Annotated in this window: 24 protein-coding genes; 19 read left to right on the top strand and 5 right to left on the bottom strand. The window is 73.8% G+C overall.

Features of this window, described 5'->3' with window-relative positions:
- Window positions 1–89 precede the first annotated feature (89 nt).
- The 13 genes from HHX40_RS25660 (at window position 90) to HHX40_RS25600 (ending at window position 14,046) form a co-directional block, all read left to right on the top strand.
- Window positions 90–533, top strand: a complete 444-nt coding sequence (locus HHX40_RS25660; RefSeq protein WP_182882658.1) for an ATP-binding protein — start codon at window positions 90–92, stop codon at window positions 531–533.
- A gap of 61 nt (window positions 534–594) precedes the next feature.
- The gene (locus HHX40_RS25655) at window positions 595–2,034 is read left to right on the top strand and encodes an MFS transporter (RefSeq protein WP_182882657.1); all 1,440 of its coding nucleotides are present in this window, start codon (window positions 595–597) and stop codon (window positions 2,032–2,034) included.
- Between the two features lie 133 nt (window positions 2,035–2,167).
- Window positions 2,168–3,007, top strand: coding sequence for an LLM class flavin-dependent oxidoreductase (locus tag HHX40_RS25650; protein ID WP_182882656.1), 840 nt, complete (start codon window positions 2,168–2,170; stop codon window positions 3,005–3,007).
- A 117-nt stretch (window positions 3,008–3,124) separates the two neighbouring features.
- Entirely contained in the window at window positions 3,125–3,586 is a 462-nt protein-coding gene (locus HHX40_RS25645; RefSeq protein ID WP_244302238.1) for a PH domain-containing protein, read from the top strand.
- Window positions 3,583–5,199: a PH domain-containing protein gene (locus HHX40_RS25640; RefSeq protein ID WP_182882655.1), complete on the top strand. Its 1,617-nt coding sequence runs from the start codon at window positions 3,583–3,585 to the stop codon at window positions 5,197–5,199. Before HHX40_RS25645 ends, HHX40_RS25640 begins: the two co-directional genes overlap by 4 nt.
- Before the next feature lie 41 nt (window positions 5,200–5,240).
- Window positions 5,241–6,254, top strand: coding sequence for an agmatinase (gene speB / locus HHX40_RS25635; protein ID WP_182882654.1), 1,014 nt, complete (start codon window positions 5,241–5,243; stop codon window positions 6,252–6,254).
- Window positions 6,255–6,335: 81 nt separating this feature from the next.
- Window positions 6,336–7,247, top strand: a complete 912-nt coding sequence (locus HHX40_RS25630; protein ID WP_220499586.1) for a class A beta-lactamase-related serine hydrolase — start codon at window positions 6,336–6,338, stop codon at window positions 7,245–7,247.
- A gap of 95 nt (window positions 7,248–7,342) precedes the next feature.
- Complete coding sequence (locus tag HHX40_RS25625) at window positions 7,343–8,377, top strand: rod shape-determining protein (protein WP_259403051.1); 1,035 nt, start codon at window positions 7,343–7,345, stop codon at window positions 8,375–8,377.
- Between the two features lie 35 nt (window positions 8,378–8,412).
- Entirely contained in the window at window positions 8,413–9,276 is an 864-nt protein-coding gene (gene mreC, locus HHX40_RS25620; protein ID WP_182882653.1) for a rod shape-determining protein MreC, read from the top strand.
- Window positions 9,273–9,827, top strand: coding sequence for a hypothetical protein (locus tag HHX40_RS25615; RefSeq protein ID WP_182882652.1), 555 nt, complete (start codon window positions 9,273–9,275; stop codon window positions 9,825–9,827). The genes mreC and HHX40_RS25615 overlap by 4 nt, the downstream gene beginning before the upstream one ends.
- The gene (gene mrdA, locus HHX40_RS25610; protein ID WP_310738275.1) at window positions 9,820–11,826 is read left to right on the top strand and encodes a penicillin-binding protein 2; all 2,007 of its coding nucleotides are present in this window, start codon (window positions 9,820–9,822) and stop codon (window positions 11,824–11,826) included. The genes HHX40_RS25615 and mrdA overlap by 8 nt, the downstream gene beginning before the upstream one ends.
- Window positions 11,823–13,010: a rod shape-determining protein RodA gene (rodA, locus tag HHX40_RS25605; RefSeq protein ID WP_182882651.1), complete on the top strand. Its 1,188-nt coding sequence runs from the start codon at window positions 11,823–11,825 to the stop codon at window positions 13,008–13,010. Before mrdA ends, rodA begins: the two co-directional genes overlap by 4 nt.
- Window positions 13,003–14,046, top strand: coding sequence for a DUF2293 domain-containing protein (locus HHX40_RS25600; RefSeq protein WP_310738274.1), 1,044 nt, complete (start codon window positions 13,003–13,005; stop codon window positions 14,044–14,046). Before rodA ends, HHX40_RS25600 begins: the two co-directional genes overlap by 8 nt.
- Window positions 14,047–14,061: 15 nt before the next feature.
- Here HHX40_RS25600 and HHX40_RS25595 read toward each other — a convergent pair whose 3' ends face one another.
- Together HHX40_RS25595 and HHX40_RS25590 are read right to left on the bottom strand one after the other, a co-directional pair.
- Entirely contained in the window at window positions 14,062–14,964 is a 903-nt protein-coding gene (locus HHX40_RS25595) for a serine/threonine-protein kinase (protein WP_117408784.1), read from the bottom strand.
- 40 nt (window positions 14,965–15,004) lie between these two features.
- The gene (locus HHX40_RS25590; RefSeq protein ID WP_182882650.1) at window positions 15,005–17,014 is read right to left on the bottom strand and encodes an N-6 DNA methylase; all 2,010 of its coding nucleotides are present in this window, start codon (window positions 17,012–17,014) and stop codon (window positions 15,005–15,007) included.
- A gap of 97 nt (window positions 17,015–17,111) precedes the next feature.
- On the opposite strand from HHX40_RS25590, the gene HHX40_RS25585 reads away from it, so the two are divergent.
- Window positions 17,112–17,807: a PP2C family protein-serine/threonine phosphatase gene (locus tag HHX40_RS25585; RefSeq protein WP_244302242.1), complete on the top strand. Its 696-nt coding sequence runs from the start codon at window positions 17,112–17,114 to the stop codon at window positions 17,805–17,807.
- Window positions 17,808–17,836: 29 nt separating this feature from the next.
- Here the strand turns inward: HHX40_RS25585 and HHX40_RS25580 are convergent, their stop codons facing one another.
- Both HHX40_RS25580 and HHX40_RS25575 read right to left on the bottom strand, forming a co-directional pair.
- The gene (locus HHX40_RS25580) at window positions 17,837–18,595 is read right to left on the bottom strand and encodes an SDR family NAD(P)-dependent oxidoreductase (protein WP_182882649.1); all 759 of its coding nucleotides are present in this window, start codon (window positions 18,593–18,595) and stop codon (window positions 17,837–17,839) included.
- Window positions 18,596–18,696: 101 nt separating this feature from the next.
- On the bottom strand, window positions 18,697–19,266 hold the full coding sequence (locus tag HHX40_RS25575) for a CGNR zinc finger domain-containing protein (RefSeq protein WP_182877680.1): 570 nt from the start codon (window positions 19,264–19,266) through the stop codon (window positions 18,697–18,699).
- Window positions 19,267–19,451: 185 nt separating this feature from the next.
- On the opposite strand from HHX40_RS25575, the gene HHX40_RS25570 reads away from it, so the two are divergent.
- The 3 genes from HHX40_RS25570 to HHX40_RS25560 are packed head-to-tail and all read left to right on the top strand — an operon-like array spanning window position 19,452 to window position 22,830.
- Window positions 19,452–20,852, top strand: a complete 1,401-nt coding sequence (locus HHX40_RS25570) for an endo-1,4-beta-xylanase (protein ID WP_310738273.1) — start codon at window positions 19,452–19,454, stop codon at window positions 20,850–20,852.
- A 38-nt stretch (window positions 20,853–20,890) separates the two neighbouring features.
- Window positions 20,891–21,997 (top strand): acetate/propionate family kinase, encoded by a 1,107-nt coding sequence (locus HHX40_RS25565; RefSeq protein WP_182882647.1) that lies wholly within the window; start codon window positions 20,891–20,893, stop codon window positions 21,995–21,997.
- Window positions 21,998–22,035: 38 nt separating this feature from the next.
- Window positions 22,036–22,830 carry a PhzF family phenazine biosynthesis protein gene (locus HHX40_RS25560; RefSeq protein ID WP_182882646.1) on the top strand — a complete coding sequence of 265 codons (795 nt, stop codon included), beginning with the start codon at window positions 22,036–22,038 and terminating at the stop codon, window positions 22,828–22,830.
- Window positions 22,831–22,837: 7 nt separating this feature from the next.
- Here HHX40_RS25560 and HHX40_RS25555 read toward each other — a convergent pair whose 3' ends face one another.
- Window positions 22,838–23,890: a carboxymuconolactone decarboxylase family protein gene (locus HHX40_RS25555; RefSeq protein ID WP_310738272.1), complete on the bottom strand. Its 1,053-nt coding sequence runs from the start codon at window positions 23,888–23,890 to the stop codon at window positions 22,838–22,840.
- A gap of 146 nt (window positions 23,891–24,036) precedes the next feature.
- On the opposite strand from HHX40_RS25555, the gene HHX40_RS25550 reads away from it, so the two are divergent.
- Entirely contained in the window at window positions 24,037–25,212 is a 1,176-nt protein-coding gene (locus HHX40_RS25550; RefSeq protein ID WP_182882645.1) for a sensor histidine kinase, read from the top strand.
- Window positions 25,209–25,883 (top strand): response regulator, encoded by a 675-nt coding sequence (locus HHX40_RS25545; protein ID WP_117408792.1) that lies wholly within the window; start codon window positions 25,209–25,211, stop codon window positions 25,881–25,883. The genes HHX40_RS25550 and HHX40_RS25545 overlap by 4 nt, the downstream gene beginning before the upstream one ends.
- Window positions 25,884–25,913: the final 30 nt, after the last annotated feature.

Raw genomic sequence — 25,913 nt, 5'->3', positions numbered from 1 at the left:
GAGCCGAATTGCAAAGTGCAGGATGAACGCAGTCTTACATCGGCCTCGATTCCCCGACGGCAGGCGGGTGCACAGGGAGCTATCACGGGATGACAATTCTCAACCTCTCGGGGAGAATCGCGATCTCACGCCCCTTCTCGGGAGACCCGTCCCAGGTGCGGGCCGCCCGGCGGTTCGTGGCCGCCCGCCTCGGCGACGGCCACCCCTGCCGGGACGACGCGGTGCAGCTGATCGGCGAGCTGATCGCCGAGTCCCTGCGGCACGCCGACTCGTGCGGCCGGCCGCCAGGCTACGGCGTGTCCGTCCTGGCCACTCCCGGAGCCGCCCGGGTCACGCTGTCCACCCAGGGCTGCGGCTGCTGGACGTCTCCCAACCTCACGCCGGGGCGCGGCGTCCACCTGGTGGACCTGTTCACCAGGCACTGGGGCGTGTCGGCCAGCCGCACCGGAGTCTGCGTGTGGTTCGAACTCGGGCACGACGGCGTGGTCCCGCCGCCCGGAGGCGTGGGGAGTGAAGGCGCCCGGACGGTCTGACGTGAATTTCCGGCCCGATATCGGGTAGTCGGCCGCCATATCTTCCGAAGAAGGGGACGATATGGCGCAGATTAGTACCGACATTCCCGCGCGGCTGGATCGGCTCCCCTGGGCTCGCTGGCACTGGCTGGTGCTCATCGGCCTCGGCACCGTCTGGATTCTCGACGGGCTCGAAGTGACCATCGTCGGGGTCATCGGCCCGCGCATCACCGACCCGGGCAGCGGGCTGGGACTCACCGACAGCGAGGTCGGCGTCGCCGCCGGCGTGTACGTCGCGGGAGCCTGCCTGGGCGCTCTCTTCTTCGGCCACCTGACGGACCGGTTCGGGCGCAAGAAGCTCTTCCTGGTGACGCTCGCCGTCTACCTCGCCGCCACCGTGGCCACCGCGTTCGCCCACGACGCCTGGTACTTCTACCTGTGCCGGTTCTTCACCGGCGCCGGCATCGGCGGCGAGTACGCCGCGATCAACTCGGCGATCGACGAACTCATCCCGGCCCGCGTGCGCGGCACGGTCGACCTGGTGGTGAACGGCTCCTTCTGGCTGGGCACGGCGCTCGGCGCCCTCATCGCGATCCCGGCGCTCGACACGGGCCTGCTACCGGCGGACCTCGGCTGGCGTCTGCTGTTCGGGCTGGGCGCCGTCCTCGGTGTGGCCATCCTGCTGGTCCGCCGTACGGTGCCGGAGAGTCCGCGCTGGCTGTTCATCCACGGCCGGGAACGGGAGGCCGAGGAGATCGTCAGCGAGATCGAGACGAAGGTCCGCGACGAGAGCGGCAAGACGCTCGAACCCGCGCACGGGGAGATCAGGATCACCCAGCGGGAGCACACCCCCCTGACGGAGGTGGCGGCGACACTGCTGCGGCGCTACCCCAAGCGCACGGTCGTCGGCCTGTCGCTGTTCGTCGGCCAGGCGTTCCTCTACAACTCGATCTTCTTCACGTACGCGCTGGTGCTCTCGACCTTCTTCAAGGTGCCGGACGGCAGCACGCCGTGGTACCTCATCCCGATCGCGATCGGGAACTTTCTCGGCCCCGTCCTGCTCGGCCGGTTCTTCGACACGATCGGCCGCCGCACGATGATCGCGGGCAGCTACGTGGTGTCCGGCCTGCTCCTGCTCGGCACCGCCGCGCTGTTCAACGCGCAGGTGCTCTCGCCGGTGACCCTCACGATCTGCTGGATGGTGGTGTTCTTCTTCGCCTCCGCCGGGGCGAGCAGCGCCTACCTGACGGTCTCGGAGATCTTCCCGATGGAGACCCGGGCCCTCGCCATCGCCCTGTTCTACGCGGTCGGCACCGGGCTCGGCGGCATCATCGGGCCGGTGCTGTTCGGCCGCCTGGTGGAGAGCGAGAGCGTGGGCAACGTCGTCGTCGGCTACGTCATCGGCGCCGTACTGATGATCGCAGCGGGGCTGGTGCAGTGGTTCATGGGCGTGGAGGCCGCCCGGCGCTCGCTGGAGGACATCGCCGCCCCCCTCAGCGCCGAGCAGCACCAGATGGCCTGACCGCCCGGAGGCGCGCTCCGGCTCTCCGGCACAGGCACCTGTCTCACGGCAGGTGCCTGTGCCGTCCTCGCCTCCCTCCGTCCTGGATACTTGGAAGGCCGTGGAGCCGATCTCGCACACTGGAGGGCCGCCCATGAGGCTTGGAGTCGTCTTCGACCGCGACCTCCCGCCGGAGTCGCTCCCCCGGTTCGCCCGGGAACTCGACGGCACCGCGGTCTCCGACCTGTGGGTGGTGGAGGACCTCGGCTGGACGGGCGCGATCTCCTCGGCGGCCACGGCGCTGGCCGCGACCACACGCCTGCGCGTGGGCATCGGCATCACCCCGGCACCCCTGCGCAATCCCGTGCTGCTGGCGATGGAGCTGGCCAACCTGGCCCGCCTCCATCCCGGGCGGCTGGCCGCCGGGATCGGGCACGGAGTGCAGGCGTGGATGCGTCAGGCAGGCGCCGCCGCCTCGTCACCGCTGTCGCTGCTGGAGGAGACGATCACGTCCGTACGGGCGCTGCTGCGCGGCGAGACCGTCACCCTGCACGGACGCGAGGTGAGCCTGGACGGCGTCCGCCTCGTCCACCCGCCGGCCGAGCCGCCGCCCGTCCTCGCCGGAGTGGTGAGCCCCCGCTCGCTGGCCCTGTCGGGGCGGGTGGCCGAGGGCACGGTCCTCCCCGAGGGGCTGGGCCCGGATCGGCTGCGTTCGGTCATCGAGCGCGTCGGCGCGACCGGTGATCACGAAGTGGTGGCGTTCGTCTACCTCTGCGTCGGCGACGACGCACGCGAGGTCATGCGGCCCGCGGCGGAGTGGCAGGCCGCGTTCCTGCGGGTCGCGCCGGAGGAGGTCGCCATGGCGGTGGGCTCCCCGCAGGAGGCGTCCGCGCACGTCAGGGCGTTGTGGCAGGCGGGCGTGACCACGGTCGCCGTCCGCCCCGTGGGCGCCGACCCGCTCTCCCACGTCCGCGAGCTCCTGTCGGCCCTCTGACCCAGGAGTGACCCCCCGTCGGCGTACACGACCGGCATGGGCGGATGCCCGGGAGGTCGGCGGATCGGGCAGAGTTGAGGCGTGGACGTCCCGACCCTCCGACCCCCTCGGCACCGCGTGAGCCGCACCGCCATCTGGTACTGGGCCGCGCGGGCCGCTCTGGGCTGGCTCATCCTCCTCGCGGCCCAGGTGATCTGGCTGGTGGCCGACGATGCGGGCGTGCCGCTCTCCGCGCACGTCATCGGCCTCGCCGCGACCGCCGTCGTCGCGGCGGCGCACGTCACGCTCATGCCGCTGTGGCGTTACCGGGTGCACCGCTGGGAGGCCACCCCGGCGGCGGTGTTCACGCAGTCGGGCTGGTTCCGGCAGGAGTGGCGCATCGCCCCCGTCTCCCGCATCCAGACGGTGGACAGCGAGCGCGGCCCGCTGGAGCAGCTCTTCCGCCTCGCCAACGTCACCGTCACCACGGCCTCGGCCGCCGGTCCCATCAAGGTCGGCGGTCTCGACCGGGACACCGCCCAGCGCCTGGTCGCCGAGCTCACCGCCAACGCGCAGGCGACGGCGGGCGACGCGACATGAGCAGCTCGACGAGCGGTCCCCTAAGCGGCCCGGCCCCGACCGACTGGCGGCGGCTCAGCCCGCGGATGCTGCTGGTCCACCCGGTCCAGGAGGTCGTACGGGCCGCCCCGGCGCTGCTCGGCCTGCTGGTGGCGGGAACGAGCAGCGGCGGGAAGGGCCACCTGTGGACCCTCGCGGGCGTCGGCCTGACGGTCCTGTTCGGCATGCTCCGCTGGTTCACCACGACCTACCGGATCTCCCCCGAGCACGTGCAGGTCAGGCGCGGGCTGCTGAACCGGAAGGTGCTGACCGTGCCCCGCGACCGGGTCCGCACCGTCGACGTCACCTCCCACGTGCTGCACCGCGTGCTCGGCCTGGCCCGGGTGGAGGTGGGGACGGGCACCTCCGACCGCAGGCACGACAGCCGGCTCAAGCTCGACGCGCTGAGCGCCGCCGAGGCCGCCAACCTGCGCGTGGAACTGCTGCACCGCTCCCCCGCGGCCCAGTCCCCCGTGGCCCAGTCCCCCGCGGCGTCGCCGGTGCCGCCGCCCGCCGGGAGCACACCGGCCGCGGAGACCGAGCTCGCGCGGATGCGCCCCGGGTGGGTCGGGTTCGGGCCGTTCACCATGTCCGGGCTGGTCACCGTGGGCGTCGTCGGCGGCTTCGTGTCCCGCCTGGTCTCGGAGGGGAACATCGACCTCGACCAGGTTGGGCCGGTCCGGGAGACCTGGCGGTGGTTCAGCGCGATGTCGCTCGCGCTGGAGATCGCGACGGTGGTGCTCGTGCTCGTGGTGTTCGTGGGCGTCGCGTCCACGCTCGGCTACGTCCTGGCGTACGGGAACTTCCGGCTGACCCGGCACGCCGAGGGCACCCTGCACGTGACCCGGGGCCTGCTGACCAGGCGGGCCACCACCATCGAGGAACGGCGGCTGCGGGGCGTCGAGGTCGACGAGCCCCTGCTGCTGCGGGCCGTACGCGGAGCCCGGTTGTCCGCGGTGACGACCGGCCTGCGCTCGGGGCAGGGCGGCCAGCGCGGCGGCTCGATGCTGCTGCCGCCCGCGCCCCGCGCGGAGGCCGCCGCGGTGGCCCGGCTCGTGCTGTCCCACGCGCCCGGCGCCACCGGCCCGGCACCCCCGACCGAGCCCTTCACCGAGCCCCTGACCGCGCCCCTCATCCCGCACGGGCCCGCAGCGCTGCGCCGCCGGTTCACCCGCGCCTTCGGTGTGCACGTGCCGGTCCTGGTCGCGCTGCTCCTGTTCTGGGCGCTGGGCGAGCCGCCCCTGTGGCCCTGGCTCACCGCCGCCGCCCTGCTGCCGGTGACGGCGCTGCTCGCCGCCGACCGCTACCGGTCCCTCGGACACGCCCTGACCTCGGGATATCTGGTGACCCGATGGGGCTCGCTCGTCCGACGCCGGGTCGTGCTGCGGTGCGACGGCGTCATCGGCTGGACCGTCGAGCGGTCGTTCTTCCAGCGGCGGGCGGGCCTCGCCACGCTGACGGCGACCACCGCGGCGGGCGGGCAGAGCTACCAGGTGCGCGACGTCGAACTCGCCGAGGCGCTGCGCCTGGCCACCGCGGGCACCCCCGGCCTGCTCGACCCGTTCCTGCAACGTGCCGGTTCTGTCAGCCAATAGCATGTGATGTCCGATAAGACCGATTGACTGCCAGGAGTGGGATGAGCCGCTACGGCCAGATGTTCGGCCCCGACATCACCTTCCTCGGGGTCGAGCGCTGCGACCTCGACGACCCGGCCGGTTACGCGGGAGCCGACGTCGTGATCCTGGGCGCGCCCTTCGACGGCGGCACCTCACACCGCCCCGGCGCCCGCTTCGGCCCGAACGCCATCCGCCAGACGTGCTATCTCCCCCACGACGGCTCCCGCCCCAGCCTGGCGCTGCGCGTGGACGCCCTCAAGGACCTGCGCGTGCTGGACGCCGGGGACGTGGAGACCTACGCCGGCGACATCGAGGGCAGCCTGCGCGCGATCGAGGACGCCGTCGCCCGTATCGCGGCCTCCGGGGCCGTTCCCGTCGTCCTCGGCGGCGACCACACGATCGCCCTGCCCGACGCGACCGGCGTGGCGCGGCACCACGGCTTCGGCCGCGTCTCCATGATCCACTTCGACGCGCACGCGGACACCGGCGACATCGAGTTCGGCCACCTGCACGGCCACGGGCAGCCGATGCGGCGGCTGATCGAGTCGGGCGCGATCCGGGGCGACCGCTTCCTGCAGATCGGCCTGCGCGGCTACTGGCCCGGCCCCGAGATCCTCGACTGGATGGCCGGTCAGCGGATGCGGTCGTACGAGATGACGGAGATCGTCGCCAGAGGGCTCGACGAGTGCCTCACCGAGGCGTACGCGATCGCGCTCGACGAGTGCGACGGGGTCTACCTGTCGGTCGACGTGGACGTCTGCGACCCGGGCCACGCGCCGGGCACCGGCACGCCCGAGCCGGGCGGCCTGTCGGCCCGCCAGCTTCTCGACGCCGTCCGCAGGACCTGTTACGAACTGCCGGTCGTCGGGCTGGAGATCGTCGAGGTGGCCCCGCCGTACGACCACGCGGACATCACGGCCTACCTCGGCAACCGGGTCGTCCTGGAGGCGCTGTCGGCCATCGCCCGGCGCCGCAGGGACGCCGCCGAGGGCACCCGCTGGGACCCCAGGCGTCCCCTCCTCGACGGACGCTGACCCGCTTCATCTGATAGTCATGGCCGGGTGACGCGATCGAGAACCGCCGCCCCCACGGCCGCATCGACTGCCTTGGCCGTCGTGCTCACGGCGCTCCTGACGGCCTGCTCGGCGAACGGCACCCCCGCGGCCGCCACCGCCGCGACCACCGCCACCACCGCGAAGCCGGCGCCCCAGGCGGCCGCGCGAGCAGCCGCACAGTTGTCAGTGCGATCGTCCGCGAAACCGGTGCGGGTGCCGGCCGGAGTCACGGCGGGATACTCGATGGTGGACCTGGCGACCGGCAGGACCGTCGCGCAGCATCTGGCGCACCACCGGTTCCGGTCGGCGTCGGTGGTCAAGATCCTCATCGCGACCGACTACCTGGAGCGGCACCGGGGCGCGATCCCCGCCCGGGACAGGGCGCTGCTGACGCCCATGCTCCGCGGCAGCGACGACGACGCCGCCACCGCCCTGTGGCGGCGCGGGGGTCAGGGCGAGATCGTCCGGCGGATGGCGCGCCGGATCGGCCTGTCCGAAACCTCCCCACCGCCCGCGGCCAAACCCGGCTTCTGGGGCTACACCGCCATCAGCGCGGCCGACATCGCGCTCGTTTACCGGTACCTGCTGAAGCGGGCCGAACCCCGCGTCCGCGACTTCGTCCTGGGCAACCTGCGCCAGGCCTGGCGGTGCGCGAGCGACGGCTTCGACCAGTACTTCGGCATTCCCCGCGCCGTCCCCCGGCCCTGGGCGATCAAGCAGGGATGGTCCGGGTACGGCTCGGTGCCCCCGGTCCGGTGCGCCCGCGCGAAGGCCGCGTCATACCGTATCGGGCCGGTCACGATGGGCCGCGAACCGGTTGATTTCGGCCGTCCGGTGCTCCACACTACAGGCGTGATCAGCGACCGGCTGATCATGGTCGTGCTCACCCTGCAGCCCTCGGGGGCGTCCTTCGCGAAGTCGGCCGAACGGGTGACGAAGCTGGCGAGAGACCTCTATCTCAGCGTCACCTAGCGGCCCGCTTTCGTGCGGATGTGTTCTGTTTCAGAGGCGGGGGCGGCGGGCAGCGATCACGCGTGCTCTCCCTCCTCTCTGAAAGCTGGTCGCCGATGGGTTTCCCGTGGGGATTGCTCGGCCGGGACATGGCGGTCGACCTCGGTACGGCCAACACGCTGGTGTACGTGCGCAAGAAGGGCGTCGTCCTGGACGAGCCCTCGGTCGTGGCGATCAACCTGCACAGCGACCGGATCGTGGCCGTCGGGACCGCCGCGAAGGAGATGATCGGGCGGACCCCGCCCCACATCGCGACTCTGCGCCCGCTCAAGGACGGCGTGATCGCCGACCTCGACGCCGCCGAGCGCATGCTGCGGCACTTCATCCAGCTCGCGCACCGGAACCGCTACCTGGCCAAGCCCCGCGTCGTCGTCGCCGTGCCGAGCGGCACCACCAGCGTCGAGCAGCGCGCAGTTCGCGAGGCGGCGTACGAGGCGGGCGCCCGGCGCGTCCACATCATCGAGGAGCCCATGGCCGCGGCGATCGGCGCGGGCCTCAACGTGGGCGACACGACCGGCAACATGGTCGTGGACATCGGCGGCGGGACCACCGAGGTCGCGATCGTCTCGCTCGGCGGGGTGGTCGTGTCGAAGTCGGTGCGGGTCGGCGGTGACGAACTCGACGAGGCGATCGTCAACTACGTCAAGAAGGAACACTCCCTCCTGCTCGGCGAGCGCACGGCCGAGCACATCAAGATCACCATGGGCAGCGCCCGGCCGGGCGGCGACGACACGACGACACGGCCGATCCGGGGCCGCGATCTGGTCACCGGCCTGCCCAAGACGGCGACGATCACCAGGGGCCAGGTCAGGGAGGCCATCGAGGACCAGGTCCAGACGATCGTCGACGCCGTCCAGACCACGCTGGACCAGTGCCCGGCCGAGCTCGCGGGCGACCTGCTCGACAACGGGATCGTGCTGACCGGGGGCGGGGCGCTGCTCGAAGGCCTCGCCGGGCGGCTCGAAGAGGCGGTCGGCATGCCGATCCACCTCGTCGACCAGCCGCTCCAGTCGGTCGTGCTGGGCGCGGGCCGCTGCACCGAGCGGTTCGACGACATGCGGGACGTGTTCCTCCCCGAAACCCGCAGATGAGGACGGCAGGTCACCCAGGTCGCCCCGGTCGCAGGGTGCCCGTGCTGCTGGCGCTCGCCGCCGTCGCGCTGATCGCGGCGGACACGGTGATCCCGCTGGACCCCCTGCGGGCGTTCGGGTCGGCCGTCTACGGCGGGCTGGAGGACGCGGCGTCCTCCGGCGTCCGCTGGGCGTCGGGCGCGGGCCGCCTGGAGGACCTCGAACGGGAGAACGCCCGGCTGCGCGCCGAACTGCTCGCCGCCCGCCGGGCCACCCCGCCCCCGGCCGAGGGGAACGGCTATCAGGTCGTCTCGGCCCACGCCGTCGGCTTCGGCCGGGACGGCACCGTCACGATCGACGCCGGTGCCGAGGCCGGGGTGACCCCCGACATGACGGTCTTCGACGCTGACGGGCTGGTCGGCCGGGTCCTGCGGACCGGCCCGGGGACGGCGACGGTGCAGCTCGCCACCGCCTCCGGCGCCTCCGTCGGCGCCCGCCTGGAGGGCTCGCGGGAGGTCGGCCTGGTGACCGGCGTCCCCGAGCACGGCCTGCTGCGGCTGGGCCTGCTCAATCCTTCGGCCGACGTGAAACCGGGTGACCGGGTGGTGACGCTGGGCTCGCGCGACCTGCGGCCGTTCGTGCCGGACGTGCCGATCGGCACCGTCGTCACGGTCGAGCCGGCGGCGGACGCCCTGACCAGGACCGCGCTCGTGCGCCCCTTCGCACGGTTCACCGCGCTGGAGAACGTCACGGTGGTCCTCGGGCCGCTGCCGGACGCCCCGGCCGTCACGGACACTTCCACGAAGGAGCCCGAGAAGAAGTCCGAGAAGTCCGAGAAGACCAATAAGTCCAAGAAGTCGAAGAAAAAGAAGAAAGCGAAGAAGAAGGACACATCCGGGCACGCGGAGGGGGCGCGATGAGGGCGGTCATCCTCTCCGTGCTCCTCGTCCTCGCCGCGCCGGTTCTCCAGGTCACCGTGGTCAACGGGTGGGCACTTCCCGGGGGAGTGCCCGACATCGTGCTGATCTGCGTCATCGCACTCGTGCCGCTGCTGCGGGCCAGGGCTGTCGCGGGCGCGGGGCCGGGCACCGGGGCCGGGGCGCTCCTGGGGTTCGCCGCGGGCCTGGCCGCCGACGTCGCCCCGCCCGCCGACCACACCATCGGACGGCTCGCGCTGGTGCTGTGCCTGGCCGGCTGGGCGGCCATGCGGATCCCCGCCGACGACGGGGCCGCGCGCCGTGTCGCGGGCGCCGCCCTCGTGGCCCTCGGCGCGTCACTCGCCGAGGGCGTGCTCGCGGCCCTGCTGGACGGGGCCCCCTGGGCCGCCGCGCTCGCCCCCGGCGCGATCGCCTGGACCACCGGCGGCGCCGCACTCGTGACGGCCGGGCTCGCCCTCCTTCCCCGGCGCCGGTCCTTCGGACGGGTGCCGGCCTCCCGCCCCCTGTACCCGCGCGGGGGACGGCGTGCGTAGCGGCGCCCCCGGCTACGTCCGCGGCAGCGCCTATCGTGGACGCCTCACGGTGGTGTTCGTCGTGGTCACCACGCTCATGCTGACCCTGCTCGGCCGCCTGTGGTACCTGCAGGTCGTCACCGGCTCGTCGTATTCGAGGGCCGCGACGGAGTCGCGGGTGCGCTCGGTGGTCCTGCCGCCCGTGCGCGGGCAGATCCTCGACGTGCGCGGCCGGCCGCTCGTGGCCAACGAGACCCGGCCGCAGGTGTCGGTGGACTACATGGCCCTCCTCCACCAGCCCGACGGCGGGACGGACGTGCTGACCAGGCTGGCGCGGGCCCTGGGCCGGCCGTACCAGGAGCTCGCCGACCGGGCCCGGCTGTGCGGCAGGGACGTGCCGCGGCCGTGCTGGCCCGGCTCGCCGTACCAGCCGATCGTCGTCGCCGACGACGTCAGCGTGCGCACGGCGCTGTGGATCGCGGAGCGGCAGAACGAGTTCCCCGGCGTCAGCACGGCGCTGCGGCCGGTCCGGACCTATCCGCTCGGCCCGGCCGCGGCGCACGTCCTCGGCTACCTGCAGCCACCCTCCCCCGACGACCCCGAAGGGGGTCCGGAGCTGATCGGCCGCGACGGCCTCGAAGCGCGGTACGACCGCGACCTGGCCGGCCGGACCGGGATCAGGGAGGTGGCGGTGGACAGCACCGGCAAGGTCACCGGCCTGATCCGCGAGGAGGCCGCCGTACCCGGCGAGACGCTGGTGACCAGCATCGACGCGCGCGTCCAGGAGGTCGCCGAGCGGGCGCTGGCCCGGGCGGTGACCGGCGCGCGCCGGCGCGGCGAGCCCGCCGACAGCGGCGCGGCGGTCGTGCTGGAGGCGAGGACCGGGCGGGTGACGGCGATCGCCGACTATCCCAGCTACGACCCCGGCGTGTGGACCGGCGGCATCTCCCAGCGCGCCTACGAGGACCTGCCGCTGATCAGCGCCGCCGTGCAGGGGCAGTGGGCCCCGGGGTCGACGTGGAAGGTCACCTCGACGGCCGCGGCGGCGAAGGCGGGCTACGGGCTGCGGGACTCCTACGACTGCCCGGGCGGCTACAAGATCGGTGGCCGGGTGTTCCACAACTTCGAGAGCGCCGAACTGGGCCGGATGGACATGCGGCGGGCCCTGGTGGTCTCCTGCGACACGATCTTCTACCGCTTCGCGGAGCGGATGTGGAAGCGCGACGGCGGGCTGACGCCCGTGAAGCGACCCAAGGACCCGATGCAGAAGATGGCGAAGGAGTTCGGGTTCGGCACGCCCACCGGGATCGACCTGCCGCACGAGGCGGCCGGAAGGGTGCCCGACCGGGCCTGGAAGAAGGCCAACTGGGAGCGGACCCGGGCAGACGCCTGCCGCCGCGCCAAGAGCGGCTACCCGGAGGAGTCCGACCGCGGGCGGGCGGCCTACCTCAAGGCGCTCGCGGCCGACAACTGCCGCTCCGGCGGGGTCTGGTGGGCCGGCGACGCGGCCAACTTCTCCATCGGCCAGGGCGACGTGCTGGTGACGCCGCTCCAGCTCGCCCGGGGCTACGCCGCGCTCGCCAACGGCGGCACGGTCTTCAGCCCGAGGATCGGCAAGCGGATCGAGCGTCCCGACGGGACGGTGGTCCGCACCATCGCCCCGCCCGTCGTGGGCAGGATCGACGTCTCCCGCAAGACGTTGCGCTTCATCCGCGACTCGCTGGCCGGCGTGCCGCGCGAGGGAACCGCCGCCGCCGCGTTCGCGGGGTTCCCGCTCAAACGCTTCCCGGTGGCCGGCAAGACCGGCACCGCCGAGGCGTACGGCAGGCAGGACACCTCGTGGTTCGCCTCCTTCGCCCCCGCCAAGGACCCCAGGTACGTCGTGGTGGTCGTGGTGTCGCAGGGCGGCACGGGCGGGACCACGGCGGCCCCCGCGGCCAGGGAGATCTGGGAGGGCATCGACGCGCTCACCCACCACAAGAAGCACCCCAAGAAGCACAAGAAGGGTGGTGGGCGATGACGACGCTGGGTCCCCTGTCCGTACGGCTGCCGCCGGCCCGCGCGACCCGCCGGCGGGCCTCGGCGGGCATCACCCTCCCCGCCCTGGGACTGGTGCTGCCCGCCGCCGCGCTGTCGGCTATCGGGCTGCTGCTGGTGTGGTCGGCCACCCGCGGCCGGCCGGGCTCCACGCTGCCGGAACGGCAGGCCATCAGCGTGGGCATCGGCTTCGCGCTGATGTGGGCCGTCTCGCGGATCGACCTGCGGCTGCTGCGGGCCTACGTGCCGCTGCTCTACCTGCTCGGGCTCGCCGGGCTGGTGGCCGTGCTGACCCCGCTCGGCCGCACGATCAACGGCTCGCACGCCTGGATCGTCCTCGGGAACGGCCTCCAGTTCCAGCCGTCCGAGTTCGCCAAGGCGGCCACGCTGCTCGCGCTCGCGACGATCCTCGGCGAGCTGCGCGACGGGGAGCGGAGGCCGGGCGCGGGGGCGGTGCTGCTCGCGCTGGGAGTGGCCGCGGTGCCGGTCGGCCTGATCGCGCTGCAGCCCGACCACGGCACCGCCCTGGTCTTCCTGGTCCTCACCTTCGGGATGATCGCCGTCTCCGGCGCGCCCAAGAGGTGGTTCGCGGCGTTCGCCGCGGCCGGCGCCGCCGGGGTGCTGCTGGTGTGGCGGCTCGACCTCATCCGGCCCTACCAGCTCCAGCGGCTGATGGTGCTGGCCGACCCCGACGCCGATCCGATGGGCGTCGGCTACAACGCCACGCAGGCGAGGATCGCGATCGGCTCGGGCGGGCTGCTCGGCAAGGGCCTGTTCCACGGCGAGCAGACGGCCGGCCACTTCGTGCCCGAACAGCACACCGACTTCATCTTCACGGTGGCCGGCGAGGAACTCGGCTTCCTCGGCGGCGCCTGCGTGATCCTGCTGATGCTCGCCCTGCTGTGGCGGGGTCTGTGGATCGCGGCCAGGAGCCCCTCCCCGTTCGGCACGGTCCTGGCCGGCGGGGTGGTGTGCTGGCTGGCGTTCCAGACGTTCGTCAACGTGGGGATGACGATGGGCCTGCTGCCCATCGCCGGGCTGCCGCTGCCGTTCGTCTCGTACGGCGGGTCGGCCACGATCTCCAGCCTGGCGGCCGTGGGGCTGCTCGCCGCCGTGAACCGCCGCACCCGCACGCCCCGCATACGGCAATCTAGGAGGAGTGCGTAGCAAGCTCGGCGGACGGGTGGCCCAGGCGGCGGAGATCGCCCTGGCCAACCGCAGATACGTGACCCCCATCGACGTCCTCACCGGCCTGCGCTGGCTGCACGACCGCCATGTGCAGACCTGGCGGCAGGGCCGCGTGGACAGCCTGGAACGGCTGGCCGCCGTGGACGCGGACCGGATGGAGGAGGCCCTGTCGCATCTGCGGGAGTGGGCCCGGTCGCGGAACCTCCTGGAGAGCGAGGCGGCGTACACGGCCGGGACCCGCGACCGGCGGCCCCTGCGCTTCACCGCCGTGGGCGGCGAGGAGACGGAGCGCGCCTTCCGGATCCACTGGCTGTCGCCCGACCTGAGCGAGGCCCGGCGGCGGCAGATCGAGGACCGGCAGGGCCGGGCCCCCGACCTCGTGGTCGTCGCACCGTCGGAGGCGTGGACCTGCGCCGGCTGCGCGGAGAGCGGGCCGTACCTGATCATGGAGGACGCTGCGCCGCACTGCCTGACGTGCGCCGACATGGACCATCTGTGCCTGCTGCCCGCGGGGAACGCCGCGCTGAGCCGCCGCGCCAAGAAGGAGAGCGGGCTGTCGGCCGTCGTGGTCCGCTTCAACCGGCGGCGCAAGAGGTACGAGCGGCTCGGCGTCCTCGTGGAGGAGGAGGCGCTGGCGCGGGCCGAGGAGCAGTGCCTGGCCGACGAGGAGGTGCGGCTGCGCCGCCGGGAGCGCGACCGCGAGCGCCGGGCGGACGAGGACGCCGGGTTCCGGGACCGGATGGCCGCGGAGATCCGCCGGCTGTTCCCCGGCTGTCCCGCCGGGCGGGCCGAGGCCATCGCCGGGCACGCCGCCGTACGCGGCAGCGGGCGGGTCGGCCGCACCGCCGCCGCCCGCGCGCTGGACGAGGGCGCCGTCACGCTCGCCGTGGTCGCGAGCGTGCGTCACCTGGACACCGACTACGACGTGCTGCTCATGTCGGGGGTGCCGCGGATGGCCGCCCGCGAACGGATCCGCTCCCGCGTCGACGAGGTGCTCACCGCCTGGCGGGCCTGAGCGGCTCTCGGCGCGTCAGCGGACGCGGCCGATCATCTGGGCGTACATGCGCCCCGGGCTGGGCACCGACGACGGGTTGAGGAAGCCGGGCAGCGGGGGCAGGTCCACCGCGAACGGCTGCAGCCGCTCGAACAGGGTGTACGCGTCGGACGGGCGCCGGTCCGGGTCCTTCTCCAGCAGTTCGGCGATCAGGTGGTCGAGCGCGGCGGGGACCCCCGGCACGCGGGGCGGCCGCTCCTTCACCTGCTTGTCGAACACGGCGTACTCGGTGGGCCCGGTGAACAGCTGGTTGCCCGTCAGCATCTCGTGCAGCACGCAGCCGAGGGAGTACAGGTCGCTCTTCGGCCCGGCCACCCCGCGCTGGATCTGCTCGGGCGACATGTACGCCGGGGTGCCGAGGATCTGCCCGATCCGGGTGAACTGGGCCGCCACCCCCGCGCGGTCCGGCTCGCGGAGCATCGCGAGCCCGAAGTCGAGCAGTTTCACGCTGCCGTCCGGGCAGAGCATGAGGTTGGTCGGCTTGAGGTCCCGGTGGCAGATCGACAGCTTGTGCGCGGCGGTCAGCACGGCGCAGGCCTGGGCGGCGACGGCCGCCGCCCAGGGCACCGGCAGCGGGCCGTGCTCGCTCAGCAGGTCGGCCACGGTCACGCCCTCGATGAACTGCATGACCTGGAAGAGCCGCTGCTCGTAGGTGCCGAAGTCGTACAGGACGGGCGCCCCGGGATGGTCGAGCTTCGCCAGGATGCGCGCCTCGCGGATGAACCGGCGCTGCAGCTCCTCGTCGGGGCCGTCGGGCAGGCGCAGGAACTTCACCGCCACCTTGCGGTCGAGCCGCCGGTCGTGGCCGCCGTACACGGCGCCCATTCCTCCCTGGCCCAGGGGAAGGTCGTCCAGCTCATACCGGTCGCCGATGACCATGCGCCCCTCCCGTCGACCTTTCGGGGAAAAAGCTACACCGTTACCCGCGCGGGCGAAGACGTCCGCCGACCAGCCCTTCGACGCCGAGGCGGGCGAGCGCCTCCCCGGCGGCGGCCACCTCCCGCAGGCCGTCCTCCAGCGCGAGCAGCCGCCGGAAGGCCGCGCCGTACTCCCGCTGGACGGTCAGGGGAAGCTGAGGGACCCGGGCCCGGCGGGCCTCCACCCGGCCGCTGCCGGGGTGCGGACGGCCCCCGCCCGCCGCGTACCGCAGGAACCCGGCGAGGAACTCGGGGTCCACCTTGCCGGGATCGACCCGGAACAGGCTGAGGTACGGGCCGAGCACCGCACCGTCCGCCGTGACCACACGCGCGGTCAGCGCGGACGCCACGACGTCCCCCGGCCGTACGGCGACCAGGCCGGGGGCGAGGGGAATCCGCCGCGCCGGCGCGGCCCCCGTCACCCCAGCGGCCCCCGTCGCCCCGGCCGCCAGGTCGTCGGCCGTCAGCACGGGCACGCCGTCCTCGCCGTCCTCGGGGGCGTCGCCGTCCGGGAGGGCTCTCAGCGGCGAATGCCGGATGGTGACCAGCCCGGACCTGGCCATCTCCGCCACGGTCGACCAGGAGACGTCCCAGCCCGCCCCACCCCCGGTGAGCACCTCCAGGTCCGGCAGGCCGTCGGCCAGGGCCGCCGACACCTCCCGGAAGCGGTCCCGCGCGGCGGGGAAACCCCGGGTGTCGACGCGCGGAGACAGGTGCCGCGCCGGGCTCACGTCCACCTCGTCGTCGAGGATGTCGATGATCCGGACGACGCGGCCGCCGCGCGGCGGTTCGGTCTCGGCGAGGTGGGCCCGCCAGCACCGCTCGACGGACTCCGGGTCGTCGCCCGCGTCGCCCACGACGATCGTGGCGGGCCCCCGCTCGCCCGGCTCCGGCCTGCGCAGCAGCCACAGGTCGGGCCCTCCGGCGGCCAGCGTGAAGACGGCGCGCAGCGCACCCGCCCGCAGCAGGTTCGCGCGGATCCGCCGGCCCGGGCGGCGGCTCGCCGCGGCGGCCGGCATCAGGATCGCCACCAGCCCGCCGGGCCGCACGTGGGCGAGGCAGTGCTGCACCCAGGCCAGCTCCGACTCGCCCCGCGGCGGCATGCCGTGCTGCCAGCGGGGGTCGCCGACGAGGTCCTCGTGTCCCCAGGCCCGCTCGTTGAACGGCGGGTCGCACACGACCGCGTCGACCGGCCGCTCCGGCGGGAAGGCGTCGTGGCGCAGCGCGTCCCCGGGCACGATCCGCGCGTCCCGCCCGCGCAGCAGCAGCCGCAGCGCGGCCAGCGCCGCCGCCGTCTCGTAGACGTCCTGGCCGAGGAGCCGTACGCCGTCCGCCTCCCCTGCCGGGCCGGTCATGATCTCGGCGGCGCCGAGCAGGAGCGTTCCCATGCCGCAGGCGGGGTCGAGCACGGTCCGCGCCTCCGCGCAGGCCAGCCGGGTCATGAGGGCGGCCACGTCGGGCCGGGTCAGGGCGAGCCTGCGGCTGTGCGCCTCGGCGTACCGCTCGCACAGGAACTCGAACGTCGCGGCCGCGCCGTGCCGCTCGGCCATGGCCGCGACCAGGCGGAGCAGCCCCGGTTCCACACTCGACGCGTCCCCCGGGAACAGGTCGCCGGTCGCCTCGGCCACGGCACGCGGGAGCTGTACGGCGAGGTCGGCGGACCTGGCGAGCCGCTTCCAGCCGCCGGGGTCGCGCTGGACGTAGAGCAGGAAGGCGCCCGCCTCGCGGATCACCTCGCCCAGCCGCAGGTCGTCGGCCGAGGCGCGCAGCCGCTGCCAGACGCGGTCGCCCTGGGACACCTCGAACGACTTGCCGTTCCTGCGCAGCCACGCCTCGACCTCGGGCAGCGAGAAGAGCGGGCTGGACGCGGTTCCGCCGACGGGCTGGGGGAAGTCGTCGTACCGGCGTCGCCAGTTGCTGACCGCGGCCCTGCCCACGTCGGCCAGCCGGGCGATGTCACCCGCGTTCACGGTCGCTTCGACGCCGGCGTCCGCCGGGGCCTCGTGATCCATGAACATGAGCCTAGCACCATGCTTGTGAAGTGACTCAACCAATGGTTTACTCAAAACCATGACGCACAGCCGCATTCGGTATGCCGCGGGGTCGGACGTGGGACGCTCGCGTGCCAAGAACGAGGACTCGGTGCACGCGGGCGAGCGCCTGCTCGCCATCGCCGACGGAATGGGCGGTCACGGACACGGTGAGGTCGCCAGCGCCGCCGTCATCTCCGAACTGGCCCGCCTGGAGGACGATCCCGCCCCCGGCGACCCGGTCGCCGCCCTGGCGGACGCCGTGCGCGAGGCCGGGCAGCGCCTGGGCGATCTCGCCGCGCAGGACCCCACGCTCGAACGGATGGGCACGACCGTCACGGCCATGCTGTGGGACGGCGAGGGGAGGTTCGCCCTGGCCCACGTCGGCGACTCCCGGGCGTACATGCTGCGGGACGGCGCCCTCTACCAGATCACGCGGGACCACACCCTGGTGCAGTCGCTGGTGGACGACGGCCGGATGAGCCCTGACCAGGCCGCCCGTCACCCCCGGCGGTCCCTGCTGCTGCGGGCGCTGGAGACGAGCGGCCTGGCCGAGCCCGACCTGTCGCTGCGGGAGGCGTATCCGGGCGACCGTTACCTGCTGTGCTCCGACGGCCTGACCGCCGTCCTCGAAGCGGAGGCGCTGCACAACGTCCTCAGCACGGTCGCCGACCCCCGTGAGGCGGTCGACCGGCTGATCGAACTGGCCAACGAGGGCGGCGGCCCCGACAACATCTCCTGCGTGGTCGCCGACGTCGAGCCCGCCGAGGCCTGAGGCCGTCCGGACACCGCTCGCGAGGTCCGTCAGACGGTCCAGCCGCCGTCGACGTCGATCGTCGCGCCGGTGACGTACCGGCCGCCGTCGCCCGCGAGGTGGGCGACCATCTCGGCGATCTCCGCCGGCGCCGCGTAGCGGCCGAGGGCCGTCAGGCCCCGGATCGTGTCCGCCATCGGGCCGTCCGCCGGGTTCAGGGCGGTGTCGGTCGGGCCAGGGTTGACGAGGTTGACCGTGATGCCCCGCGGCCCGAGGTCGCGCGCGAGCCCCTTGGTCATCCCGATCAGCGCCGTCTTGCTCAGCGCGTACAGGGCGAACCCGGGGAAGGGTGTCCGCTCGGCGACGTTGCTCCCGATGCTGACGATACGGCCGCCCTCGGTCATGTGGCCCGCCGCCGCCCGCGCGGCCAGGAACGGCCCCCGCACGTTGACCGCGAGCGTACGGTCGACCTCCTCCGGCCCGAGGTCCTCGATCGGCGCGACGGGGAAGACCGCCGCGTTGTTGACGAGGACGTCGAGCCTGCCGAACGCCGCGGCGGCCTCGTCCACCGCCGCTCCGGCCGCCGCCGCGTCGCCGCCGTCGGCCCTGATGGCCAGCGCCCGCCGGCCCATCCCCCTGACCTTCTCGGCCACCCGCGCCGCGCTGTCCTCGTCCTGCTCATAGGTCAGCGCCACGTCGGCGCCGCGCTCGGCCAGCTTCAGCACGACCGCCGCGCCGATGCCCCGGCCACCCCCGGTGACCAGGGCCGCCCTGCCGCGCATGTCGTTGATGTCGTTCGTCTCGTTCATGGCGTCGAGCCTGCCGGAAGGGCGGCGGGCGGATCCGGCGGCGATCGGACCTGTCACTCGCCTGTCACTCGGCGCTGTCACTCGGGCCCGTCACCAGGGCGTCAGGCGCCCCGGGCGCGGAAGGCGGCGGTCTTGACCCGGTTCTGGCAGGCGGTCGAGCAGAAGCGGCGGGTGCCGTTGCGGGAGGTGTCCACGTACACCCGGTCGCAGTGCGGCGCGGTGCACACGCCCAGCCGGTCGTGCAGCTCGCTGCCCAGCACGACGGCGAGGCCCGTCGCGCAGCCGGCCGCGTAGTTGCCCGCGAGAGTGCCGCCCGCGCCGTGGAAGTGCAGGTGCCAGGGCTCGCCGTCGTGCCGGTCGAGGTGCGGCCGGGCGTCGGTCTCGGCCAGCAGGCGGTTGACCGTGAGCGCCGCCGTGTCGACGTCCCCGCGCGACACCGCCTCGAACACGCCGCGCAGCGCCCGCGCGGTCTCCGCCAGCGCACCGGCCTCCGCCTCGCCGATCTTGACTGCCCCGCCGCGGCCGGCGTCGAGGATCTCGGCGACGACCTCGGCCCGCGCCCCGTCCGCGGGCGGCTCGTACGGACGCCCCCGCGCCTCGCCCGCCGTCAGCGCGTTCACCAGACCGACGGCGATGACCACCACGGCGTCGGTGTGACTGTTGAAGTTCACGGTTACGCCTTCACATTCCAGTACGTGACTGGCTAAATCCTACATGACAGTTACAAATGACCCGACGCGGTCCACGGCTTGTCCAATCGCAATATTTCGATAAAAATCCGAAACATTCGGCCTTCGGCTCGCGGCGTCGCCGCACCTGGTCATGGCTCAGGATCCCAGAGGAAGGACGTACCACCGTGAAACGTCCCAGTGTCCTGGCACCATCAGCGGCCCCCGGCGTGCGCCGCGCGCTCGTCGCGGGCGTGGTCGCGGCGCTCTCCTTGGGTATCGCGGTCGTGGGGACGACCGGCGCGAACGCCGCCGGTTCGGCGCCCGTCGCGAGCCCCAGCACGGCTCCGCCCCCCGGCACGACCCTGGGCACGGCGGCCGCCCGCAGCGGGCGTTACTTCGGCACCGCGATCAGTGCGAGCAAGCTCGGCGATTCGGCCTACACCACGATCGCCGGCCGCGAGTTCGACATGGTGACGCCCGAGAACGAGATGAAGCTCGACGCCACCGAGCCCCGGCAGGGCCAGTTCGTCTTCACCGCCGCCGACCGGATCTTCGACTGGGCCGTGCAGAACGGCAAGCGGGTCCGCGGCCACACCCTGGTCTGGCACGCCGCGGAGCCCTCGTGGTTGCAGAGCCTCACCGGCAGCGCGCTCCGCCAGGCGATGATCGACCACATCAACGGCGTGATGGCCCACTACAAGGGCAAGATCTACGCCTGGGACGTGGTCAACGAGGCCTTCTCCGACAGCACCGGCGGGCGGCGCGACTCCAACTGGCAGCGGACCGGCGACGACTGGATCGAGGTGGCGTTCCGCACCGCGCGGGCCGCCGACCCGGCCGCCAAGCTCTGCTACAACGACTACAACATCGAGAACTGGTCCTGGGCCAAGACGCAGGGCGTCTACAACATGGTCAAGGACTTCACGTCCCGCGGCGTGCCCATCGACTGCGTCGGCTTCCAGGCCCACTTCAACAGCCTCACCCCGTACAGCGCCGACTTCCGCACCACGCTGCGGAACTTCGCCGCGCTCGGCGTCGACGTCCAGATCACCGAGCTGGACATCCAGGGCGCCCCGGCCACGACGTACGCCAACGTGGTGAACGACTGCCTGGCGGTGCCGCGGTGCAACGGCATCACCGTGTGGGGCGTCCGCGACCCCGACTCCTGGCGGAGCATGGACACCCCGCTGCTCTTCGACGGCAACGGCGGCAAGAAGCCCGCGTACACCGCCGTGCTGGACGCCCTCAACGCCGCCGGCACCGACCCCTCGCCGAGCCCCACCCCGCCGGTGAGCCCGAGCCCCACGCCGCCCGCCGGGAGTTGCACCGCGGCCCTCAAGGCGGGTCCGAAGTGGTTCGACCGGTACGACCTCGTCGTCACCGTCACAGGTTCGGACGACTGGATCGTGACCATGACCCTGCCCTACCCGGAGAGGTTCATCTCGGCCTGGAACGCCGCCACCACCGTGAACTCCGCCCGGAGCGTCATGACGGCCCGGCCCGACGGTCACGGCGACACGTGGGGCGTGTCGATCAGGCACAACGGAAACCGGACCTGGCCCACGGTCACCTGCCGGCCGGCCTGACGTGTTTGCGGGGCGGGACGCCGGGGAGACGGATCGCCATGACACCGGTCGTGCTCACGGTCAACGCCGGCTCCTCCAGCCTCCAGCTGCACCTCGTGCGGGAGGGCCGGGTGCTGCGCGGCGAGCACAGCGAACAGAGTCCCGACCCCGCCGCCGCGGAGCGTACGCTGTCGGACTTCCTGTCCGGCGCCCTGTCCGGCACGGGTGCGGAGGTCACCGCGGTCGGTCATCGGCTCGTGCACGGCGGGGAGGCCGTGCGCGCGCCCACGATCGCCGACGACGCGGTGGTGGAGGCGGTGCGCGGCTACGCCGACCTCGCGCCGCTGCACGTGCCGCCCGCGCTCGCCCTGGCCGAGGCGGCCCGGCGGGTGCTGCCGTCCGTGCCCCACGTGCTCTGCCCCGACACCGCCTTCCACGCGGAGCTGCCCGAGGCCGCGGCCACCTACGCGCTGCCCGCCGAGTGGCGGCGCCGCTGGGGCCTGCGCCGGTACGGCTTCCACGGGCTGTCGTACGCCTGGGCGACCCGGCGGGCGGCGGAGCTGCTCGGGCGCGAGGACATGCGGCTCGTCGTCACGCATCTCGGCGGCGGATGCTCGGTCTCCGCCGTACGGGCCGGGCGGAGCGTGGACACCTCCATGGGGTTCACGCCCCTGGAGGGGGTGCCGATGAGCAAGCGGTCGGGCAGCGTCGATCCCGGCATGCTCCTGTGGCTGCTGTCCGGATCGCGGCTCACGCTGGAGGAGCTGCGCGACGGGCTGGAGCACTCGTCCGGGCTGCTCGGGCTCTCCGACGGCCTGTCCGGGGACACCCGCGACCTCGTCGCGTCGGGCGCTCCGGCCGCCGCGCTGGCGCTCGACGTGTTCGCCCACCGGGTGAGCCGCGAGATCGCCGCCTCGACCGCCGCCCTGGACCGGCTCGACGCGCTCGTGTTCACCGGCGAGATCGGCTGGGACCAGCCCGAGGTGCGTGAGGCGGTGTGCCGGAGGTTGTCGCCGCTCGGCGTGGCGCCTCCCGCCGTCGGCGCCGTGGACCGGGACGGCGTCGTCAGCCCGGAGGGCGCCCGGGTGCCGGTCCTCGTCGTACGGCCGCGGGAGGAGCTTCAGGTCGCCCGGGAGACCCTCGCCGCCCTCGGCCACCCCACCTGACCGCCTGACCGCGCGGGGCGACCGTAGAATCAGCCGGCATGCGCGTCTTCACCGTTGACTCCTTCACCGACCGGCCGTTCCGGGGCAACCCGGCGGCGGTCTGCCTCCTCGACGACACCGTGCCGGACGAGTGGATGCAGGCCGTCGCCGCCGAGATGCGCCACTCGGAGACGGCCTTCGTGCTGCCGCAGGACGACGGGCCGCGCTCGCTGCGCTGGTTCACCCCGGCCGTCGAGGTCGCGCTGTGCGGGCACGCGACCCTGGCGGCCGCACACGTCCTTTACTCCCTGGGCGAGTCCGGGCGACTGGAGTTCGCCACGAGGAGCGGGGTGCTCGCCACCGAGCAGACCGGTGACGGCCTGATCGCGATGGACTTCCCGGCGAAGCCGGCCACGCCCGGCCCGCCGCCGGACGGCCTCGTCGAGGCCCTCGGCGTCACTCCGGTGTGGACCGGGCGCAGCGAGTTCGACCTCCTGGTCGAGGTCGGGTCCGTCGCTGACGTGCGGGCCGTGCACCCGGACATGGAGCGACTGATCGGGGTGGAGGCCCGCGGCGTCATCGTGACGGCCTCCGGCGAGGGCACCTCCGCCGACTACGTGTCACGGTTCTTCGCCCCGCGGGCGGGCGTGCCGGAGGACCCCGTCACCGGCTCGGCCCACTGCGTGCTCGCGCCGTACTGGTCGGCCAGGCTGGGCCGGGACGCGCTCGTCGGCGAGCAGGTGTCGGAGCGCGGCGGGACCGTGCGCACCACCGTGCGCACGACCCCGCAGGGTGACCGCGTCGAACTCGCCGGCCACGCCGTGACCATCTGGTCGGGCGAACTGGAGGTCTAGGCCGGGTCTAGGCCCTGGCGGCGACCCCCGCCTCGACCCGCTCGACGGCGGAGATCGCCCCGAACGCCAGCAGCCGTACGAGGTCGGCGTCGGACCGGCCGCGCCCGGCCTCCCGCCACGCGGCGACGTCCGCGTCGGTCACCCGGTACGGCGCGAGGGCGGCGAGCAGCGCGAGCCGGGCGGCCGGGCGCCGCGCGGGGGCGACGTCCGCGAGCGGCCCGGCCGGCCACCCCGACAGCGGAGGATGCCCGCCGTCCCAGACGGCGACGGCCTCCAGGACCGCCTCCACCGCCTCGTCGTCCAGCAGGGCGGCCCCTTCTCCCGCGCAGGCCAGCAGTGCGGCGAACGCGGCGCCCATCGGGGCGCCCGCGGCCCAGCCGGGATCCCGGTACGCCGGCAGCCCGCGCAGCAGGGGCAGCGCCTCCCCGCGCGGCAGCCTCCGGCGCACCGCTCTGGACAGGGCTCCGCCGCCCAGGCGGCGCACCAGCCGGGACCGCTGCAGACCGGCCGGCAGGAGGTCGGCGGTGAGCAGGGACGACACCATGCGGTTGATGAAGTGGAACGCGAGCGCGGTGCCGATGTGCTCGGCGGCCTGCTCCGGAGGGCACGGCGGCGTGCGCCCGCCGCCGGTCGTGCCGGTGGCCCAGTCGAACAGCCGCGCGTGCTCCGGATCCGGCGGCCGTTCGCCTCGCGCGAGCGTCTCGGCCAGCCGGTGCTCGCCGGTCGCGTGCAGGAGCATGGTGTGCGCGTCCACGCAGAACGGACATTCGTTGGCCAGCGACACCCCGGCGGCGACGACCTCCTTGGCCGCCCTGGGCGCCTCGCCCACGAGCAGCGACTCGCGCAGCAGCGCCCAGGTGGCGGCCAGCACGTCCGGCGCCGGCGACAACGTCAGGAAGAGCGGCATCCGGGTCATACCGAAGTCGCGGGCGATCTGGTGGTAGACCTCCGCCACCCGCCCGGTGGCCGCCTCCACGGGCACGGGGGTCACATAGCGGTACGGCGTCGGCATATCGGCCTCCCTGGGATTGAACTGTCCGGCGCCGATCCTGCCGGTCACGGCCCTCCCAGTCGTCGTACGGCGGGAGAGTCCGCGGGCCGCTCCCCCGGCAAGTGAACGCGGCCCGGCATACTCCAGCGGGAGTAGCGCCCGAAGGGTCCGCCGGGAGGAGGCGGACGAACCGGACGCGGTTTACGCTTCGGGACATGGAGCGTGATCGCGGCCTGCGGCCGTACGCCGAGGACGGGGCGGCGGCGGCCGTCCTGGCGGTGCTGCTCGTGGCCGGCACCCTGATCCCCGGCGCCCCGAACAGCCCGGCGCGGGTGGGGGTGATCGGTTATCTGCTCCTGGTGGGCGGGTGCGCCGCCGTGACCGCGCGGCGGGCCGCGCCGGTCGCGGCGATGGCCGTCGCGACGGCCTGCATGTTCGGCTACGCCCAGGTGGTGCATCCGGAGACCGCGCCCACGTTGCCCGTCCTGATCACCGTCTACTCGGCGGCGAGTGCCGGGCGGCGTGTGTGGGCGCTGTCGGCGAGCGTGGTCTACCTCGGCGGCGCCCTGCTGGCGGAGCTGGCCGACCTCGGCACGCGGACCCCGCGCGAGGTCCTGGACCGGACCGGTCTGCTGGTCGGCTGGTTCGTCGCCGCCAACGTGGCGGGCATCGTGTCGCGGCAGCGCCGGGCGTACCTGCGCCAGGCCGAGCAGCGGGCCGCCGAGGCGGAGCGCACGCGCGAGGAGGTCGCGCTGCGCCGGGCGGGCGAGGAGCGGCTGCGCATCGCCAGGGAGCTGCACGACTCGCTCACCCACAGCATCTCGATCATCAAGGTGCAGGCGGGCGTGGCCGTCCACCTTGCGCGCAAGCGGGGCGAGGAGGTGCCGGCCGCGCTGCTGGCGATCCAGGACGCGAGCGCGGACGCCATGCGGGAGCTGCGCGCGACGCTGGAGGTGCTGCGCGAGCCCGGCGAGGAGGACGGCGGCGAGGAGGACCGCGCCGGACGGATCGGCGAGCTGGTCGAGCGGGCCCGGTCGGCGGGCGTGCCCGCCACGCTGGCGGTCACCGGCACGCCCCGCCGCCTGCCGCCGGAGGTGGATCTCGCCGCCTACCGGATCGTGCAGGAGGCGCTCACCAACGTCGCCCGGCACGCGGGGCCCGCGTCGGCCTCAGTACACGTCGGTTACCAGCCGGACGCCCTCGTCGTACGCGTCGAGGACGACGGCCGGGGCGGGACCGGCGCCGCGGACGCGGCGCATGAGCCGGGGGTGGGACTCACCGGCATGCGCGAGCGGGTGTCCGCGCTCGGCGGGCACATCCAGGCCGGCCCGGGAGCGGGGGGCGGCTTCCGCGTCCACGCCGAGCTTCCCCTGCGGGAGGGAGTGGCGTGATCAGGGTGCTGCTGGTGGACGACCAGGCGCTCATCCGGGCGGGCTTCCGGGCGCTGCTCGACGCCGAGGACGGCGTGGAGGTGGTCGGCGAGGCGGGCGACGGCGCCCAGGGCCTGGCCCTGGCCGAGCGGCATGTGCCCGACGTCGCCCTCGTCGACATCCAGATGCCCGTGATGGACGGCATCGAGACGACCCGGCGGATCGCCGCCGATCCCCGGCTGGCCCCCACCCGGGTGGTGATTCTCACGAACTACGGCCTCGACCGGTACGTCTTCGACGCGCTGCGGGCGGGCGCGAGCGGGTTCCTGCTCAAGGACACCGATCCGGTGGAGCTTCTCCAGGCCCTCAGGGTCGCCGCGCGGGGCGACGCCCTGCTCTCCCCCGCCGTCACCCGGACGCTGATCAGCGAGTACGTCTCCCGCCCGCCGGACGCCGCGCCGGCGGCCACCCTGGACGCGCTCACCAACCGGGAGCGGGAGGTCGTCGCCCTGGTCGCCCGCGGCCTCACCAACGAGGAGATCGCCGCCCACATGGTGATCAGCCCCTTCACCGCGAAGACCCACGTGAGCAGGGCGATGACCAAGCTGGGCGCGCGCGACCGCGCCCAGCTCGTCGTCTTCGCCTACGAGTCCGGCCTGGTCTCGCCCCGGCGTCCCGCCTCACCGCGGTGAACGGCCTCGGCCGTGCCGCTACCGAGGGGT

The organism is Microbispora sp. H10949, from assembly GCF_014161435.1.
GTDB lineage: Bacteria > Actinomycetota > Actinomycetes > Streptosporangiales > Streptosporangiaceae > Microbispora > Microbispora triticiradicis.
Note: the sequence above shows the minus strand (reverse complement) of the source record. Positions and strands in the feature narration are given on the sequence as shown.

Bases quoted from the DNA above. Each gene is read 5' to 3' on its own strand.
- HHX40_RS25660 (WP_182882658.1), top strand. From the start codon at position 90: ATGACAATTCTCAACCTCTCGGGGAGAATCGCGATCTCACGCCCCTTC.
- HHX40_RS25655 (WP_182882657.1), top strand. From the start codon at position 595: ATGGCGCAGATTAGTACCGACATTCCCGCGCGGCTGGATCGGCTCCCC.
- HHX40_RS25650 (WP_182882656.1), top strand. From the start codon at position 2,168: ATGAGGCTTGGAGTCGTCTTCGACCGCGACCTCCCGCCGGAGTCGCTC.
- HHX40_RS25640 (WP_182882655.1), top strand. From the start codon at position 3,583: ATGAGCAGCTCGACGAGCGGTCCCCTAAGCGGCCCGGCCCCGACCGAC.
- speB (WP_182882654.1), top strand. From the start codon at position 5,241: ATGAGCCGCTACGGCCAGATGTTCGGCCCCGACATCACCTTCCTCGGG.
- HHX40_RS25625 (WP_259403051.1), top strand. From the start codon at position 7,343: ATGGGTTTCCCGTGGGGATTGCTCGGCCGGGACATGGCGGTCGACCTC.
- HHX40_RS25615 (WP_182882652.1), top strand. From the start codon at position 9,273: ATGAGGGCGGTCATCCTCTCCGTGCTCCTCGTCCTCGCCGCGCCGGTT.
- rodA (WP_182882651.1), top strand. From the start codon at position 11,823: ATGACGACGCTGGGTCCCCTGTCCGTACGGCTGCCGCCGGCCCGCGCG.
- HHX40_RS25595 (WP_117408784.1), bottom strand. From the start codon at position 14,964: ATGGTCATCGGCGACCGGTATGAGCTGGACGACCTTCCCCTGGGCCAG.
- HHX40_RS25590 (WP_182882650.1), bottom strand. From the start codon at position 17,014: ATGGATCACGAGGCCCCGGCGGACGCCGGCGTCGAAGCGACCGTGAAC.
- HHX40_RS25580 (WP_182882649.1), bottom strand. From the start codon at position 18,595: ATGAACGAGACGAACGACATCAACGACATGCGCGGCAGGGCGGCCCTG.
- HHX40_RS25565 (WP_182882647.1), top strand. From the start codon at position 20,891: ATGACACCGGTCGTGCTCACGGTCAACGCCGGCTCCTCCAGCCTCCAG.
- HHX40_RS25560 (WP_182882646.1), top strand. From the start codon at position 22,036: ATGCGCGTCTTCACCGTTGACTCCTTCACCGACCGGCCGTTCCGGGGC.
- HHX40_RS25550 (WP_182882645.1), top strand. From the start codon at position 24,037: ATGGAGCGTGATCGCGGCCTGCGGCCGTACGCCGAGGACGGGGCGGCG.